This window comes from Actinoplanes lutulentus, from assembly GCF_003259845.1.
Classification (GTDB): Bacteria; Actinomycetota; Actinomycetes; order Mycobacteriales; family Micromonosporaceae; genus Actinoplanes; species Actinoplanes lutulentus.
The window spans coordinates 83,814-98,331 of the sequence record NZ_QLMJ01000023.1 but is presented as its reverse complement, the minus strand read 5'-3'; the positions used below and the strand labels follow the sequence as shown (position 1 = coordinate 98,331).

General features: G+C 68.4%; 10 protein-coding genes. 6 read left to right on the top strand and 4 right to left on the bottom strand.

Annotated features, from left to right (window positions below):
- Nucleotides 1–15 precede the first annotated feature (15 nt).
- Nucleotides 16–4,974, bottom strand: a complete 4,959-nt coding sequence (locus tag B0I29_RS47625; RefSeq protein WP_111653980.1) for a wHTH domain-containing protein — start codon at nt 4,972–4,974, stop codon at nt 16–18.
- A 76-nt stretch (nt 4,975–5,050) separates the two neighbouring features.
- On the opposite strand from B0I29_RS47625, the gene B0I29_RS45415 reads away from it, so the two are divergent.
- Together B0I29_RS45415 and B0I29_RS37805 are read left to right on the top strand one after the other, a co-directional pair.
- Complete coding sequence (locus tag B0I29_RS45415) at nt 5,051–5,350, top strand: hypothetical protein (RefSeq protein WP_146617031.1); 300 nt, start codon at nt 5,051–5,053, stop codon at nt 5,348–5,350.
- Nucleotides 5,350–5,934 (top strand): hypothetical protein, encoded by a 585-nt coding sequence (locus B0I29_RS37805; RefSeq protein ID WP_146617030.1) that lies wholly within the window; start codon nt 5,350–5,352, stop codon nt 5,932–5,934. Before B0I29_RS45415 ends, B0I29_RS37805 begins: the two co-directional genes overlap by 1 nt.
- Here the strand turns inward: B0I29_RS37805 and B0I29_RS37800 are convergent.
- Nucleotides 5,931–6,461, bottom strand: coding sequence for a DUF6529 family protein (locus tag B0I29_RS37800; RefSeq protein WP_111653977.1), 531 nt, complete (start codon nt 6,459–6,461; stop codon nt 5,931–5,933). The genes B0I29_RS37805 and B0I29_RS37800 overlap by 4 nt on opposite strands.
- 2 nt (nt 6,462–6,463) lie before the next feature.
- Complete coding sequence (locus tag B0I29_RS37795) at nt 6,464–8,038, bottom strand: serine/threonine-protein kinase (protein ID WP_111653976.1); 1,575 nt, start codon at nt 8,036–8,038, stop codon at nt 6,464–6,466.
- A 293-nt stretch (nt 8,039–8,331) separates the two neighbouring features.
- On the opposite strand from B0I29_RS37795, the gene B0I29_RS37790 reads away from it, so the two are divergent.
- From B0I29_RS37790 to B0I29_RS37775, 4 genes are read left to right on the top strand one after another with little or no spacing between them, the layout of a single operon-like run.
- Nucleotides 8,332–8,781 carry a hypothetical protein gene (locus B0I29_RS37790; RefSeq protein ID WP_111653975.1) on the top strand — a complete coding sequence of 150 codons (450 nt, stop codon included), beginning with the start codon at nt 8,332–8,334 and terminating at the stop codon, nt 8,779–8,781.
- Between the two features lies 1 nt (nt 8,782).
- Nucleotides 8,783–13,600 (top strand): DUF6531 domain-containing protein, encoded by a 4,818-nt coding sequence (locus B0I29_RS47620; protein WP_146617029.1) that lies wholly within the window; start codon nt 8,783–8,785, stop codon nt 13,598–13,600.
- Entirely contained in the window at nt 13,600–13,932 is a 333-nt protein-coding gene (locus B0I29_RS37780; RefSeq protein ID WP_111653973.1) for a hypothetical protein, read from the top strand. The genes B0I29_RS47620 and B0I29_RS37780 overlap by 1 nt, the downstream gene beginning before the upstream one ends.
- Nucleotides 13,929–14,111, top strand: a complete 183-nt coding sequence (locus B0I29_RS37775; protein ID WP_111653972.1) for a hypothetical protein — start codon at nt 13,929–13,931, stop codon at nt 14,109–14,111. The genes B0I29_RS37780 and B0I29_RS37775 overlap by 4 nt, the downstream gene beginning before the upstream one ends.
- Nucleotides 14,112–14,154: 43 nt before the next feature.
- Here the strand turns inward: B0I29_RS37775 and B0I29_RS37770 are convergent, their stop codons facing one another.
- Nucleotides 14,155–14,448: a pyrophosphorylase gene (locus tag B0I29_RS37770; protein WP_245973088.1), complete on the bottom strand. Its 294-nt coding sequence runs from the start codon at nt 14,446–14,448 to the stop codon at nt 14,155–14,157.
- Nucleotides 14,449–14,518: the final 70 nt, after the last annotated feature.

The following is a 14,518-nucleotide window of genomic DNA, read 5'->3' as shown; positions in this document are numbered from 1 at the left end:
AGTGATCAACGAACCTCAGGGCAGGACGTAACCGAACAGCGGCTGGTAGAGCCGCAGCCGCTCGGTAACGAAGTCCTCGCTCTCGCCGATGCTCCAAGCCGACCACTGGATGTGCTGCTCGGGGAGGGGCCCGGGCGGGAGCGCTTCCTGAGCCCGGCACTCAACGGTCAGCAGGATGAGGTCATGCCAGGTGGCGACGTGGTCCAGCCAAGGCCCGTCGTGGAAGGCGGAGAGATCCAGACCGAGGGCAGCGTAAGGGCGAAGCCGGCCTACGACTTCGGAGCACTCGGTGGACAGACGGGCCGCGACCCGGACGACATGCAGGGGCGAAACCGCGCCGGCCAGCGAGACGCCTCCGATGCGCAGGTCGACGGAGAGGCACAGCAGATCACGTACGTCGGCGACGACTGACGAAAGTGAATCGATGACCTGGTCGTCGAACTGCGGGAAGTCCGGGACGAGCACTCGTAGTTCAGTGAGACGCCGGCACACCCAGCCGAGGGGCTTGCGGGTCCGGGCAGCCATGGTGGCGACCTGCAGGGGTGACGGGGCGACTTCCAGCCAGGGTGCCTGGCCGTTGTTCCCGACGGAGAGAACGGCGAGGTCGTCCCTGGTCGGTTTGAGATCCGTGGCAGAGGCGTCGATCGGAGTGACGGTGACGGGGAAGGCCTGCGTCAGTGCTCGCATGCGACCGAGGACCTGTCCGATGGTCTGGTCCAGAAAGCACGCCACTCTCGCCAGATGTCCAGGTGCGATATGGCGAAGGAGCGCTCCGTTGTCTCGGCCAATTGCCGAGGATAGATGAATTCTGTCCAATTCAGTTAGCGGAGTCTCGTAATCTTCAGGGGAGAAGTAGGTATCTCTGTCCAGGAGAGGTGGAAAGTTGAAGTTGTTCGTAAACGAAAAGTCTCCGTAAATGACGTTCCGGCGATCTCGATCGGGGAGTTCGGGTGGCACCTCGTCGATTCCACTGACCTCACTGATCTCCGGAAGGTGGAGTTCGAAGTCAGCTTCGTATTGACGTAGGTGGCTGATGACTTGTCTTGGGGTCAGCCTTAGGTGTGAGGCGATGAACCCTATTCGAGGGATGGATACATCGGAACTTATCCACGGCCAACTGCCGTCCAGATTAATCGAAAGTGCCGTGAGATCCTCGTTCCGTGTTACGCATTCCCGTGCTCTTGAGAGGGCTTCGGTGGGAGGGTTCAAGAGTCGCAAGAGGATGGATGCTCCGAGGGCTTGCTCAGTTTGGTGGGCCAGTTTCACGAGAGGGACGAGGTTGAACCAGGCCGGATCCGTTTCGGATAGCTCCTGTAAAGGAAGTCTTTGACCTTCGGCATCAATGTCGGTTGAGCAGACATGGTCGTTCAGGTCGGAGGGGAGAGTGAATTTCGGCAAGGGCAAGCCAATGTCATGCAGGAAACCAAAACCTCGGCTTACTTCGCCGAGCGGTGAACGCTCGCGTTTGCTGACGGACATCATGACGATGAAAAGAGACGCCACGTTTCTGTAAGCGGTCGAAATCTCGTCATCATCGAATGATGGCGGATTTTCGGCTCCGTGCGGAATCCGCTGAGGTCCTGGGGTCGGGAAGCCGAAGATGACGAGAGAACGAGCGCGTTGAAGGAGGGTCTCGATGGGCCAATCAGTTGATGCGGCCAGCGCGTTTACTCGCTGTGCCCACGCGGGAATATGTGAGTTTGGCCGGAATGAGAGATCCGTATTGTATGGCTGGATCGAACGCTGATTTTCAGTGGTCTCTGAATTGATAACGCTGGACATGAGGGCGTGAATGATGGGGTCGAATACTGGTAATTGAGCGACGTGTTTGGGTCGCAGGTTTTCTATTGCTCCTGGCGTGTCAAGATAGGTAGCGTATTCCACTTCCACGCGAAGGTGCAGAGCTTCAGTTTCCCGGGCATTTGCGATAGCCCTACCAAAAGGTATCACCTCGGCTCCCTGGTCTTTTAAGACGGCGAGGCGAGCCAGTACCACGGATTCGAGATCAATACCTTTTACCAGTCTTGTCGCTCTGGTGACGGTGAAAGAGATTTGGTCCGCCAATACTGCGGCGTCGAAGGGGAAAGCGCCTATTTCCCGGACCGCGAGACGTTGCTGCGGAGCTGGCGTATCCTCATCGGTGATGAAGAGGGGACGTGCTGTCACTCCACGCGTGGTCAGGTGTGCGTCACGGTCCGCGAGGGTTTTCCAGATGGCGTTGCCCAGAATTGGGTTCGTACTTACGATCTCGAACAGCCAACGGAGGTTCGGTTCTGTCCGAACCGCGAATTCCCTTGCCGCGTCGAGCAACCGGGTCTGTGTCCAATCACGATCCCAGGATTCGAGCCTGTTGCGATCGACGGACAGCACCGGGACGTGTTCACGAGCCAGATTGACCACGTAGCCGAAAGGTTCCTCGTCGGTCGCGATGCCGTCCGCGAGGATGCGCCCTGTACCATCGACGAACCAGAGATCGTCCGGGCGGCCGGCGGAGAGCGACTCGGGACCAGTCGGTGTGTGCAGCTCGACAGCGGGCCAGGTTTCTCGCTCGTCGTCTTCGACGCAGGTGACACTGAACTCCGAGAACCACAGCAGCGACCGGAGCGTCCTCAGCGCTGATACGTCGGTATTCCGTAGGTAGAGCCGAATCGTCGTGCCCCCGCGCGATGTCACCTCCGGTGCTGTCCGGATCCGGAAGAGGCTGCCGCTGCTGGAGATGTCCACCCGCAGGACCTCGCCGGGCGCCAATGTCCGCCGATCGACCCGGGCCGAGGTGATCGTGATTTCGTCCGCGACCATGAAGTATGAGAAGACGCCGATGCCGAAGCGGCTGTTGGGCCAGAGCTTGACGGACGGCTTCTCGGTGCGCCACCGTGCCTGCTCCCACAAAAATTCCGGTGATGTCACGAATCGCCGGCCGGCACGGCTGAACAGTTGCTCCAGTTCCCGGCGCCCCATGCCGACGCCGTTGTCCTCGCATTCCAGATAGGGGCGGCCGTCCTCCGCCACCCCTTGCCGCAGCACGATCTGACCCCGGTACTCCTCGTCGAGGAAGGCGTGCCGGGCCTGCCGGTACCGGCAGGCGTCCAAGGCGTTCTGGTAGAGCTCGCGGACGGCCAGGTTGGGGTCTCCGTACAGGCGGACGCCCATGAGCAGCTCGCGGATCTCGTCGTGGTCGAGGCGGAAGCCGAGCAGTGGCCGCTCGTAACCGGCCTGGCCCTCGTCGTCGAACTGCGGCTCGACCCGGGTGGTGGAGACCCGGCGGGGCAGGCCCGGACCGCCCAGGCCGAGAAGGCCGTCGACCTGGGCCGCCTGGCTCTGCCAGGCGAGGTCGACCGCCGGGTGCGGGCACGCCACGGCCAGTTCGACGATCTGCCGGTCCTCGGCGATGGTCCAGCTCGCCTCGTCCAGGGTGCTGAGCACGTCGACCGGGTGGATCCGGTCGCGGATGCCGATGTGGTTGACGATCGCCTCGTCGGCCTGGCGGGGGTCGAACGCCATCGACCCGGCGACGGCGAGCAGCATCGCGAGCTGCCTCTGCCGGACCGGGTACGCCTGCCGGTGACCTGGGCTGTTCCACCTGACCTCGTCGAGGAGCTGCGGTTTGTCGCTGTCCGCCTCCCGGTCGAAGTCGTCCCGGGCCGCGGCGACGTGGGCGGCCACGGCCCGGATCTGCAGGGCTGCCTGGTTGGCACTGCCCGGGACGACCAGGGCGCGGGCCAGCTGCCGGCAGAGTTCGCCGGCGACGTTCTGATTCCACAACTCGACGCGGCGCAGCAGATGCCGGTTCAGCAGCCACCCGGCCACCGCGGCCTGTTCGGGACCGGGAAGCGCCAGCGCTTTCGCGACCAGGCGGGGATACATCTGGAACGTCACGTCGAGTTCCGGACCGACCGGAGTGGTCAGGTCGAGCGGGGCGTCCGGCGCGAGTTCGGTCAGGCCGGCGCAGAGCACCGCCTCGCGCAGGAACGGCGCTGCCAGCAGCACCGCGACCTCGGCGGCGCTGAGCCGGGCGTCCGGAGCGAGCAGATCGTCGACCAGGTGCAGACAGCGTTCCGGGAAGCCGGCGTCCCCCCACGGGAAGTGCGGTAGGGCGGCGGCCGCGGCCTGGAACTGGTCCCATGCCGCCGAGGCGATCTCCTCGACGGCGGCGACCACCCGCGGGTCGACCTCGCCGTCCACCCGGGCCCACAGCTTGCTCTGCGCCACCACCGGGCGCCAGCGGTCCGGCCGGCCCTCGCAGATCACCAGGTCGAGCACGTCCAGGTCGTTGATCGCCGAGTTGACGTGCTGACGCCGGCCGGGGAGGTGATGCGCGATCAGCTTCTGCAGCTCCCGATCGGTCGCCTCGACCACCTCGCGGACGGTGCGTTCCGCGGAATCGGGGGCCATCGTGGTGGCGAGCGCCTCGGTGAAGAGGCTGTACCCGGCGTCGTCGGAGTAATAGCAGTACTCGCCGGGCTGGCAGCCGAAGACCGACGCGAGGCGGGACGGCTCTCTCGCCCGGCCGAGGGAGGCGCCGAAGGCCGGTCTCATCGTCGCCTTGGCCTCGGGCGCTGCCTGCTCCCGGCAGCAGTCCGCCAGCAGGATCACGGCTGTGGCGTTCGAACGGCGTACCGCGTCGGTCAGGTCCAGGTCGACCATCGCGGCCGGGTTGCCGGTCATCCGCTCCCGGGAAAAGGCATCCTTGGGTACGAGATAGTCGCTGCCGCCGATGCCGAGACCGTGCCCGCTGACGTACACGACCACGGTGGAGTCCTCGGGCGCCGACTCGACGAAGGTGCGGATCCGGCCGTCCAGATAGCCCTGGGTCGTGTCGGCATCGGTGACCTCGACGACCTGGTAGCCGGACGCCTCGAGAACCGTGCGCATGCGGACCAGGTCGGCGTCCACGGTGGATATTGCCGGGAAGTCCGGCGACCGGTACTCAGGAATTCCCACCAGCAGCGCCAGCCGCGCTTCGACCCCGGTCATCGGCACCCCGTGTTTGTGGCTACCCTGTCGTTACGCCGAGTCACTGTACTCCGGGATGGTCCAACGGGGAGGGTCCGTGGTCGACTACAGCGAGGAGCGGGAACCCGGCTGGTCGCGGAAGGTGTCCGAGACCTGGCAGATCAGCGAGTCATCGACGCGCATCCGGCTGTGGGGGCGCTGCCCGAAGTGTGACTGCGACTCGGTGACCGTGGTGGACCTGACCACCGGGGTCAAGGGGCCGGGCGGTGCGGTGTCCCCGACGCTCGACGTGCTGGTGCTCTGCTCGTGCACGTCGCCGCATCCTGGCCGGCCCGCCGATCGCTCCGGATGTGGACGTGGCGGGTGGCTCACGGTGACGCTGGACGGAGCACCCTGATGGCCCGGATGACGCCGCTGGATCGCCCGGTCACCGATGACGACCGGTACTGGCAGCAGCAGGCCCAGCAGTACCGCCGGGGCGCGCTGGAGCGGACCCGGGCCGCCGCTCTCGCCTGGACGACCACGCTGACCGCGGTGACCGGGTTCTTCGGTGTCGTCACGTTCTTCAAAGGACCCGAGGATCTCACCACGATCCCGGCATGGGCGCGGGCCACCGTGGGCGTGCTCGCGCTGCTGGCTCTGGTCGCCGTGCTGGCGGCGGTGGCGTACGGCACCCTCGCGGCACAGGGCCGGATCGAGGCGACGTGGACGACACCCGATGCGATCGCCGCACGGACCGAAGTGGAGCGTCGTTCGAGCGTACACAGGCTGCGGTTTTCTCGGTGGCTGGCGCTGATCGCTCTGATCTTGCTGATCGGTGCCGTAGGCACCGCCTGGTACGCACCGCGCCAGGCGAAGTCGCTGCTGGTGACCTGGACCGACGGGCGCACGCTGTGTGTTCCGGCGGATACGAAGTCGTTCGCGCCGCAGCTGCCGGCCGAGCAGATCAAGAGTCTGCGCACCGTCGCGAAGTGCCCTTAGAAACCGACGGTGGCGAAGAACCATAGTGACGATGTCAGCCACAGTCCGGTGATCGCGGTCAGCAGCAGGCCGCCGACGAGTGGCAGCACCCAGGCGCGGGTGTCGCCCGGCCGGCTGATCAGCAGCATCTTCGTGACGAACGCGCCGTAGAACACGCAGCCCAGCACCGAGTGGACCAGAACGCGCAGGCTGGCCGAGCTGAAGCCGAGCGCGTAGAGGCAGTGCACCGCGATCGGCAGGGACAGCAGCACCGCGACCCGGCCGCTCCATCGGTGCACGGTGGCGATCCACGGTGCGGAGGGCAGGGCGCCGTACATCGACAGCGCGGAGATCAGCTGGACCACGGCGAAGAGAAGGACCGCCGTGGCCAGCCACACCTTGCCGGACTGCAGGCGCAGCGCGTCGCCGATGCCGGACGTGCCGGCCGGGTCGTGCAGGCGGCCGTAGACGCCGAGCGCGACAGCGACCCCGACGCCGGCCACCACGGGAAGCCAGACGTGGGGCCGCCGCAGCGTGCCCGCTCGCACGGTCAAAAACCCTCCCCGGAGTCGACGTCGATCGACGTGGTCCCGAGCGTCGAGCCGTCGATGGTGACCGTGCCGCCGGTGACGTCGAGTGACGGGGCCGGACCCGGTACGCCGTCACGGCTCAGCACGCCCACCTGGCTGCCGTCGTCCAGCACGATCCACGAGCCTTCGACCTCGGCGCCGCGAACCCGGGCGGCGGTGCGATAGAGGCCGGAGCCCTTCTTCACCTTGCCGACCTCGAACGCGTGGGTGTCGCCGGCCACTGTCACGTCGCCCTCGGCCGAGTCGGCGTCGAACGTACCCGTGATGGTGCTTCCGTCCTTGCCCTTGAGTGCGAGCTTGCCGGCTTTCGCGGTGCCCTGCAGCCACGACTCGACCCGCTGGCCGTCGCAGATGTAGGCGATCGCCCTGCCGTCCCGGATCGAGATGGCGAGGGTCCCGGCGCCGTCCTCGACCTTCCCGGCCAGGGTGACCCGCAGCCGCTCGGCGACCGGCGTGGTGGTGATCCCGGCGGTCGGCTCGACGGTGGCGTCAGTGGTCTGCGGCGTGATCTTGGGTGGGACGCTGATCTGCTGGATGGCCTGGCTGCCGCGCTCGCCGGCGGAGGCGGCCGCGTTGATCCCGGCGAGGGTCGCCGCGATCAGGGCCACCGCGCCGAGCGTGATCAGCGGCCCGCGCCGCCAGCGCGAGGGCGGTGCGACCGGCTCGGGCGGCGGGGGCGGAGCGGGCGGCGTGACCCCGGGCCGCAGCCGGGTGTCGTTGAGCCCAACCGGAGCCGGCGGAGAGAAAGCCGAGGCAATCGGCGTGGGCTCTGCCCCGGCGTTGCCACCCGCGTTGCGCAGGTAGGCCGCCACCCGCCGGGCCGGCGGCCGCTGTCGCGGGTCACTCGCCAGGCAGTCCCTGGTGACCGCCGCCAGGTGCGGCGGCAGCAGCCCGGGATCGAACGACGGGCTCCCGGTCGACAACTCCGCGATCAGCACTCCGAGCGACCACACATCGGCCGCCGCGGTCGGCGGCCCGCCGATGAAGATCTCCGGCGCGGTGTATCCCGGCGTACCGCCCGGCGCCAGCCGCTCCGCGTCGTGCAGCAGCACCGCCACCCCGAAGTCGGTGATCCGCACCCGCGGAGGCCCGGCACCCGGCACGACCAGTATGTTCTCCGGCTTCAGATCGAGGTGCACCACACCCTGCGCGTGGGCGGCGGCGAGCGCGGCGGCGGTCTGCCCGGCGATCGCCGCGACCTCGGCTGCCGGGAGGCGGCCACCGCGGAACTCCAGGTACCGCCGCAGGTTCGGGCCGTCCACGAGATCCATGATCAGAGCGAGGGTCTCGCCCTCGACGACCAGATCACGCAGGCCCACGATGTTCGGATGGTCCAGATCGCGCAGCGCGGCCTCCTCACGGAGGAACAGCTCGCGGACGCGGCGGTCGGACGCGTACTCCGGGCGCAGCAATTTCGCGGCGAGCGCCTCGGCGCCGCCGGTCCGCCGGGTGGCCCGGCGCACCACTGCCACGGCGCCCCGGCCGATCTCCTCGTGCAGGAGGTATTCCCGGCCGAGAGGTTCTTGATCGGCCATGCCCCGTGCCCTCCTCAAGCTCGATCCGTCAGTTTCCGCCGTCGGCGGTCATGATGGTGGCGGCGTTCTTCGGCAACTGGTCGCGCAATTGATCAAATGGGAGTCTTCGCCTGATTCGTAGAGAGTACGCGTGCCGCCATCTGTCCACTCTCTTTCTCGGGCCGCCATTGTCCGCGCCGGCGGCCTATCATCGCCATGAACGTGTCGACCGGGCCTCGGCCCGCTGCTTCCATACCTGAAAACCGCGCGACGCCGAGTTCGGTTCACCGGCGTGTCAAACGCAGAGGATGGCGATGGTCGATCTACGGGGGATTTCCGAGGACGTTCCGTTCGACTGGGACGCGGCCACCCGGCTCGCTGCCCAGTTGCGCGACGGCGCTGACGACTGCGAGGGGGTGATTCCCCGGCGCACCGCGGCCGCCACCGTCGCGACGGACGAGTGGCGCGGTGTTTACGCACGTCAGTTCGCCACCCGGATGGGCATCTGCGTCACCGACGCGCAGCGCCTCGCCACCGCGATGCGGCAGGCGGCGAGCCAGGTGGACGAGCTGGCCCGGCTGGCCCGCGAGGAGCAGGCCCGCCGGGAGAAAGCGCGCGAATGGCAGCGCCAGCAGGACGAGGAAAGCGTCCTCAACAAGATCGGCGACTTCCTCTTCGGCGAGGACGACCTTCCGCCGGTGCCGGACCCGATCACCCCTCCGGTCTACACGGCGCCGCCCCCGGCCGTGGCCGCCCGGGAATGACATGGCGACGAGTTCGGCACGACCGGATGATCTGGACGCATTCGTCCGCGGCAATCGCGCGGCCGACGACGAGTTGCGCGGGCGCCTTGCCAGGCTGCGAGCCGCCTATGGGGAATTCCAGGACGGAAATCGCTGGGGCAGGCTCGACGCTACGTCGTTGATCAATGCATTCGGCCAATACCTCGACCTCAACGAGGTCGACGCCCGATGGGTCGCGCAGATTTCGCAAGCCTTCCGGGCGGCCGGCGGCGACGGTGATCTCGCCACGCTCCCGGACGCGGCGATAACCGCATCCCTGCGGGCTGCGGGCCTGGGCGGGGGTCGTTCTTCGGTGACTTTCGACGATCCCATTGGGTACGGGTTTCCGCCCACCAGTGGGTTCGCCGATGATCCGGTGAACACGGCCACCGGCAATTTCTTGATCGCGGTGTCCGATTCTCGTCAGTGGCGTCGTGTCTACAACAGTCGCTCGGGTGAGGTGGGCGCGTTCGGTCTGGGTTGGTCGTCGTGGGCGGATTGCCGGTTGCTGGCGTCGCCGGAGGGTGCGGCTTATGCCGGGCCGGATGGGCAGCGGGCGGTGTTCCGGCGGCAGGGCGCGGGTTACGGCCGGGTGGTCGGGATCGCGGCCGAGGTCGTGCCGCTGGACGACGGCGGGCTGGAACTGCGCTGGTTCGACGGCCGGGTGTGGACCTACGACCCGGTGGGGCGGCTGCTGAAAGCGGACACGCTCACGTTCGGCTACACCGACGGCCTGTTGAGCAGTGTGACGGCCCGTGGCGGCCGCACGGTCACGGTGACCTGGGCCGGCGATCGGATCGTGGCCGTCGGCGATGTGGACTTCGTTTACGCGGACGGTGTTCTGGTCGCGGGCGGTGATCACCGCTACGAGGTGGACGAGCACGCCCGTGTCGTCGCCGTGGTCGACGCCGACGGGGTGGCCGAGGCGCGGAACAGCTATGACACCAGCGGCCGGGTCGTCTCGCAGGTGTCGCGCTTCGGGCTGACGACTCGGTACGCCTACCTGCCCGGCCGGGTCACGGTCACCGGCGACGCCGGCTTCACCGGCGTCACCAACACCTATGTGCACGACCAGCATGGGCGGCTGTTGTCGGTCACCGACGGTCATGGAGAGCGGCTGAGCCGTACCTATGACGAGTGGGGAAATCCGGTCACGGTCACCGACCGCAAGGGCGCCGTCAGCACCGCCCTGTGGGACGACCACGGCCGGCCGCTGCGCCGGATGCTGCCCGGCGGCGAGACCTTCGACTACCGCTACGACGACGCGGGCCGAGTCCTGGAAGTGGCCACCGGCGACGCGACTGTCCGATATCGATACCCCGGCGAGGAGCGGATCCCGGAAGAGATCGTCGACCCGGAAGGCGGCGTCACCCGCCTCGACGTGCGCGACGGCCTCGTCCATCGGGTGACCGATCCTGACGGCGTCAGCCTCGCGTTCGGCTTCGACACCGCGGGCGAGGTCACCTCGGTCACCGACGGCCTCGGCAACACCGCACGCCTGCGGCGCGACGACGAGGGCAGGCTGGTCGCGACGGTCACCCCACTCGGTCGTCAGACCCTCTTCCGGTACGACGGGAGTGGCCGCCTGGTCGAGCGGGAGGACCCGGGCGGCGGCCTGTGGCGGTACGCGTACTCGCCCGCCGGCCGCCTGCTGTCCGTCACTGATCCGGCCGGCGCCCGCCAGGAGACCCGGTACGGCGACCACGGCGAGCCGGAAACGAAGATCGATCCGCTCGGCAACGTGGTGGCGCTGCGCTGGGACGACTTCGGCAACCTCGCCCGGCTGACCGTTTCCGACGGCGCCAAGTGGGACTTCACCTACGACGCGCTGTCCCGGCTGACCAGCACCACCGACCCGGCCGGCGCGACCTGGCTGCGTGAGTACGACCCCGAGGGCAATCTGGTCGCCGCGACCGACCCGGTCGGCACCCGGCACACCGCCACGGTCGGCCGCGAGGGCCGGGTCACCGGGCTCGGCGACGGCGTCACCGGCAGCGCGTTCGAGTACGACCGGCTCGGCCGCACCCTCGCCCACCTGCGCCCGGACGGCACCGCCGCCCGCGCCGGGTACGACCGCTGCGGCCGCCGCACCCTGATCGAGAACCCGGAGGGCGGCCGGTCCCGGATCGAGTACACCCCGGCCGGCCGGGTCCGCCGGGTGATCACACCGGGCGGCCGGGCGACCGTTTTCGAACACGACGCGGCGGGCCGCACCACCGCCCGTGTGGACGGCGCGGGCCGCCGCACCGCGTTCTCCTACGACGCCGACGGCGCGATGGTCACGGCCGGGCTCGCCCGGATGACGTACGACGAGGCCGGCCGGCTCGCCTCCCGCGACGGCATCCAGTACACCCGCGACGCCACCGGCCGCGTCGTCGCGATCACCGGCCCGGCCGGCGGCACCCGCCGTTTCGAGCGTGACGCGGCCGGGCGGGTCGTCGCCGCCGTTGATCCGCTCGGCCACCGCAGCACCTACGAGTACCACCCGCGCGGCTGGCTCACCCGGATCACCGATCCGCTCGGCGCGTCCACGAGCTACCGCCACGACGAGGCCGGGCGGGTCGTCGAGGCGATCGATCCGCTGGGCCGGCAGACCAGGTTCAGCTACGACCCGGCCGGGCGGGTGATCGGGCGGGTCGACGGGGCCGGGCGAGCTGTGCGCTGGGCGTACGACGGCTCGGGGCGGGTCGTCTCGATCGAGGCCGGGGACGGTTCCCGGATCACGTTCCGCCGTGATCTGCTCGGGCGGCCGGTCGCGGTGCGCGAGGGCGACCTCGAGGTGACGCTCAGCTGGAACCGGGCCGGACGCCTGGTCGAACGGCGCCGCGGCGGCCTCGCGATGAGACGCAGCTACGGCCCGGATGGTGAGCGCACCGCGCTGACCATGCCGGACGGCTCCTCGACGTCCTACACCTACGACGGCGGCGGGCTTTTGTCCGGCATGACAGGCCCGCTGACCGGTCATCTCGCTGTCACAAGGGACGCCCTGGGACGAATCGTCGCTCTGGACGGGGCCGACGGGCGCCGCGCCACCTGGGAGTACGCCGCCGACGGCCATCTAACCGGCTATGCGCTCGCCGACGAAGCCGACGAAGCAGACGGAGTCGGCCGGGCTGACCGGGTTGACCGGGTTGACCGGGTTGACCGGGCTGGCCGGGCTGGCCGGGCTGGCCGGCGCGCGCGGCTGACCCGGGATGCGGGTGGGCGGATCACCGGGGACGGGACGCGCACCTATGGCTACGACGCGGCCGGGCAGCTCGTCACGGTGGACGCCAAGACGTTGGAATACGACCCGGCCGGTCGGCTGGTCCGCGACGGCGATCGCACGTTCATCTACGACGCCGCCGGCCAGCTGTCCGATTCCGACCACGAGTACGACGGTTCCGGGCGGCGGCTCAGGGATGCCGTTCGTGCGTACGAATGGGATGGGTTCGGAAGGCTGAAGGCGGTCTCGGCCGGCGGCCGCGTGATGAGCGTGCGCACTGATCCGCTGGGCGAACTGGCCGAGGTGGACGGCCAGGCGGTTCTCTGGGACGGCCGGCCGTGTCTGATCGGGGACACCCCGATCGCGGCACACGGTATGCCCTGGCAGGCCGGATCGTCGCAGCTCACGCCGGACTGGCAGGGCACCGTCGGCGACCGCCGCGACGAGTGGGGCGCACCGGCGCTGACCGATCCGGGTCTCGGGTTCAGCGGCGAGCTGGAGTTCGCCGGGCTGACCTGGCTGCGCAACCGCGTCTACGACCCGTCGTCCCGTGCCTTCCTGAGCCCCGACCCGCTGCCGGCCGTGCCGGGGACCGCATGGTCGGGCAATCCGTACCACTACGCCGGCAACGACCCGCTAGGCCACGCGGACCCGCTGGGCCTGCGACCGATAACGGACAGCGAGCTGGCCGCCTACCGCGACGACATGAGCAGCGGCGCCTTCGAGGACGCCGCCGACTGGGTCGGTGAGAACTGGGAGTACCTGGCCGCCGGCGCCATGATCGTCGGCGGCGTCGCGCTGATGTTCACCGGCGTCGGCGGCCCGGCCGGGATCGCGCTGATGGCGGCGTCCGGCGGCCTGATCGCGGGCGGCGCCAGCGCGGGCATCCAGAAATTCACCACCGGCGAGGTCGACTGGGGCCAGGTGGGCAAGGACGCCCTGGTCGGCGCGGTGACCGGCGCAGCGGGTGCCGGCACGGTTGCGGCCCTGGGCAGCACAGCCCGCCTGGCAGCAACAAACCCGTTCGCCCGCGAGCTGGTGTTGAACGGTGCGGAGGCACTGGTCAGCGGCGGCCTGGAACGGGGCCTGACCGGCGGTGACATCTTCAATCCCAAGGCGCTTGCCGCTGATCTTCTGACTGGCGGCGCTGCTCCGGCTCCGGGTAATCGCCTGGGCACACCTGATCTTCCGCCGCCGCCCCGGCCACCCGAAGTCGGCGTGGACGCGAACCCCATCATTCAGGGACTCGACTACGGACAACTCGCGCGCCTTGACACGGCCCTTGCCGGCCGCGCTCCAGTCGTGTCGCCGCAGGCGGCGTCCGAGTATCTTCGCGGTGGGGACCAAGCTCGGTTCGACGCGTTCATGGAGGCGAGGGACGGCCGAATCGGTGCCGCGGCGACCGAGGAAGAGGCCAAAGCGCTGCAGGAACGGGCCTCGCAGATGACGGATCAGTTCGGCAACACCCGTGCACTGGGCGAGGAAGATTCCCGGGTGGCGGCATCAGCGATGCGTGACGGGGTCCCGCTTATCACCAATGACCGTCAGCTCACCAATTTCCTTCAGCAGTACCCCTATTCGGTGGAGCCCTTCTAATGAGCGCATTCAACGTCGTCACCGTGCCGGCCGACGAGAAGTGTCCGAACTGCGGCAACAAGATCCGCAGACGGGTGCAGTTCAAGTACGGCGCGCGCCGAGCCTTCGAATACGAGGTCGGCGATACCTTGCGGTGGGGCGTCAACGACGAGGGTGTGCCGGCGCACCTGGTCCGGGTGATGGGATACCCGGAACTGTGTTCTGCCTGTGGCGACGAGCCCGAGTGGTTGTACGACATCGCAATCCGGGACAACGTCATCGAGTCGGTCACGCAGAGTTCCAGTGACCTGTGGGCCGGCGTGAACGAGGCCTACCTCATTGTCGAGCCGTGAGCGGTGACGGCTGGGAGCGGGTGGCGTCCGGGCGGACACGGGACGAGATGATCCGTGAGTTTGAGGCGTGGGTGGAGCGGGTCGGCTTCACGCCGCCCGATGAGGACATTCGGTTGAACCGGGGGCGGCACGCTGACGGCGGCGACTACTGGGAGATCATTTATATTCGGCCGCGGTGAACGGGATGCCGGGGCCGTGGGTGGCCCCGGCGTCCGTATCTGATCAGTAGCCGCCGCCGGCGGTCATGATGTTGGCGGCGATCTTCTGTAGCTGGTCGCGCAATTGATCCAATTCCTGTTTTGCCTTGTCGAGGGCTGCCTTTGTCTCCGGCCAGGTCTGGTCGCGGAATTGTTGCGCCAGCGGACCGTCCCACACGTCCGGGTTGGAGAGCATTTTTCCCTGGGCGTCGAGCTGGGCGATCTGGTCGGTGAGACCGCCGTTGATGATCGATTGGACCTGTTGAATCGACGTCTTCGCCTGATCGGTCGAGAGTACCCGTGCCGCCATCGTGACCATTCCCCGCAATCGTTGATCGAATTCGGCGCAGCTCATTCTGGACTGACATTGTCCGCACATCCGGCCTATC

Excerpts from the sequence above, each read along its gene's own strand:
- B0I29_RS37795 (WP_111653976.1), bottom strand. The coding sequence starts at position 8,038 with ATGGCCGATCAAGAACCTCTCGGCCGGGAATACCTCCTGCACGAGGAG.
- B0I29_RS37805 (WP_146617030.1), top strand. The coding sequence starts at position 5,350 with ATGGCCCGGATGACGCCGCTGGATCGCCCGGTCACCGATGACGACCGG.
- B0I29_RS47620 (WP_146617029.1), top strand. The coding sequence starts at position 8,783 with ATGGCGACGAGTTCGGCACGACCGGATGATCTGGACGCATTCGTCCGC.
- B0I29_RS47625 (WP_111653980.1), bottom strand. The coding sequence starts at position 4,974 with ATGACCGGGGTCGAAGCGCGGCTGGCGCTGCTGGTGGGAATTCCTGAG.
- B0I29_RS37780 (WP_111653973.1), top strand. The coding sequence starts at position 13,600 with ATGAGCGCATTCAACGTCGTCACCGTGCCGGCCGACGAGAAGTGTCCG.
- B0I29_RS37770 (WP_245973088.1), bottom strand. The coding sequence starts at position 14,448 with ATGGTCACGATGGCGGCACGGGTACTCTCGACCGATCAGGCGAAGACG.
- B0I29_RS37790 (WP_111653975.1), top strand. The coding sequence starts at position 8,332 with ATGGTCGATCTACGGGGGATTTCCGAGGACGTTCCGTTCGACTGGGAC.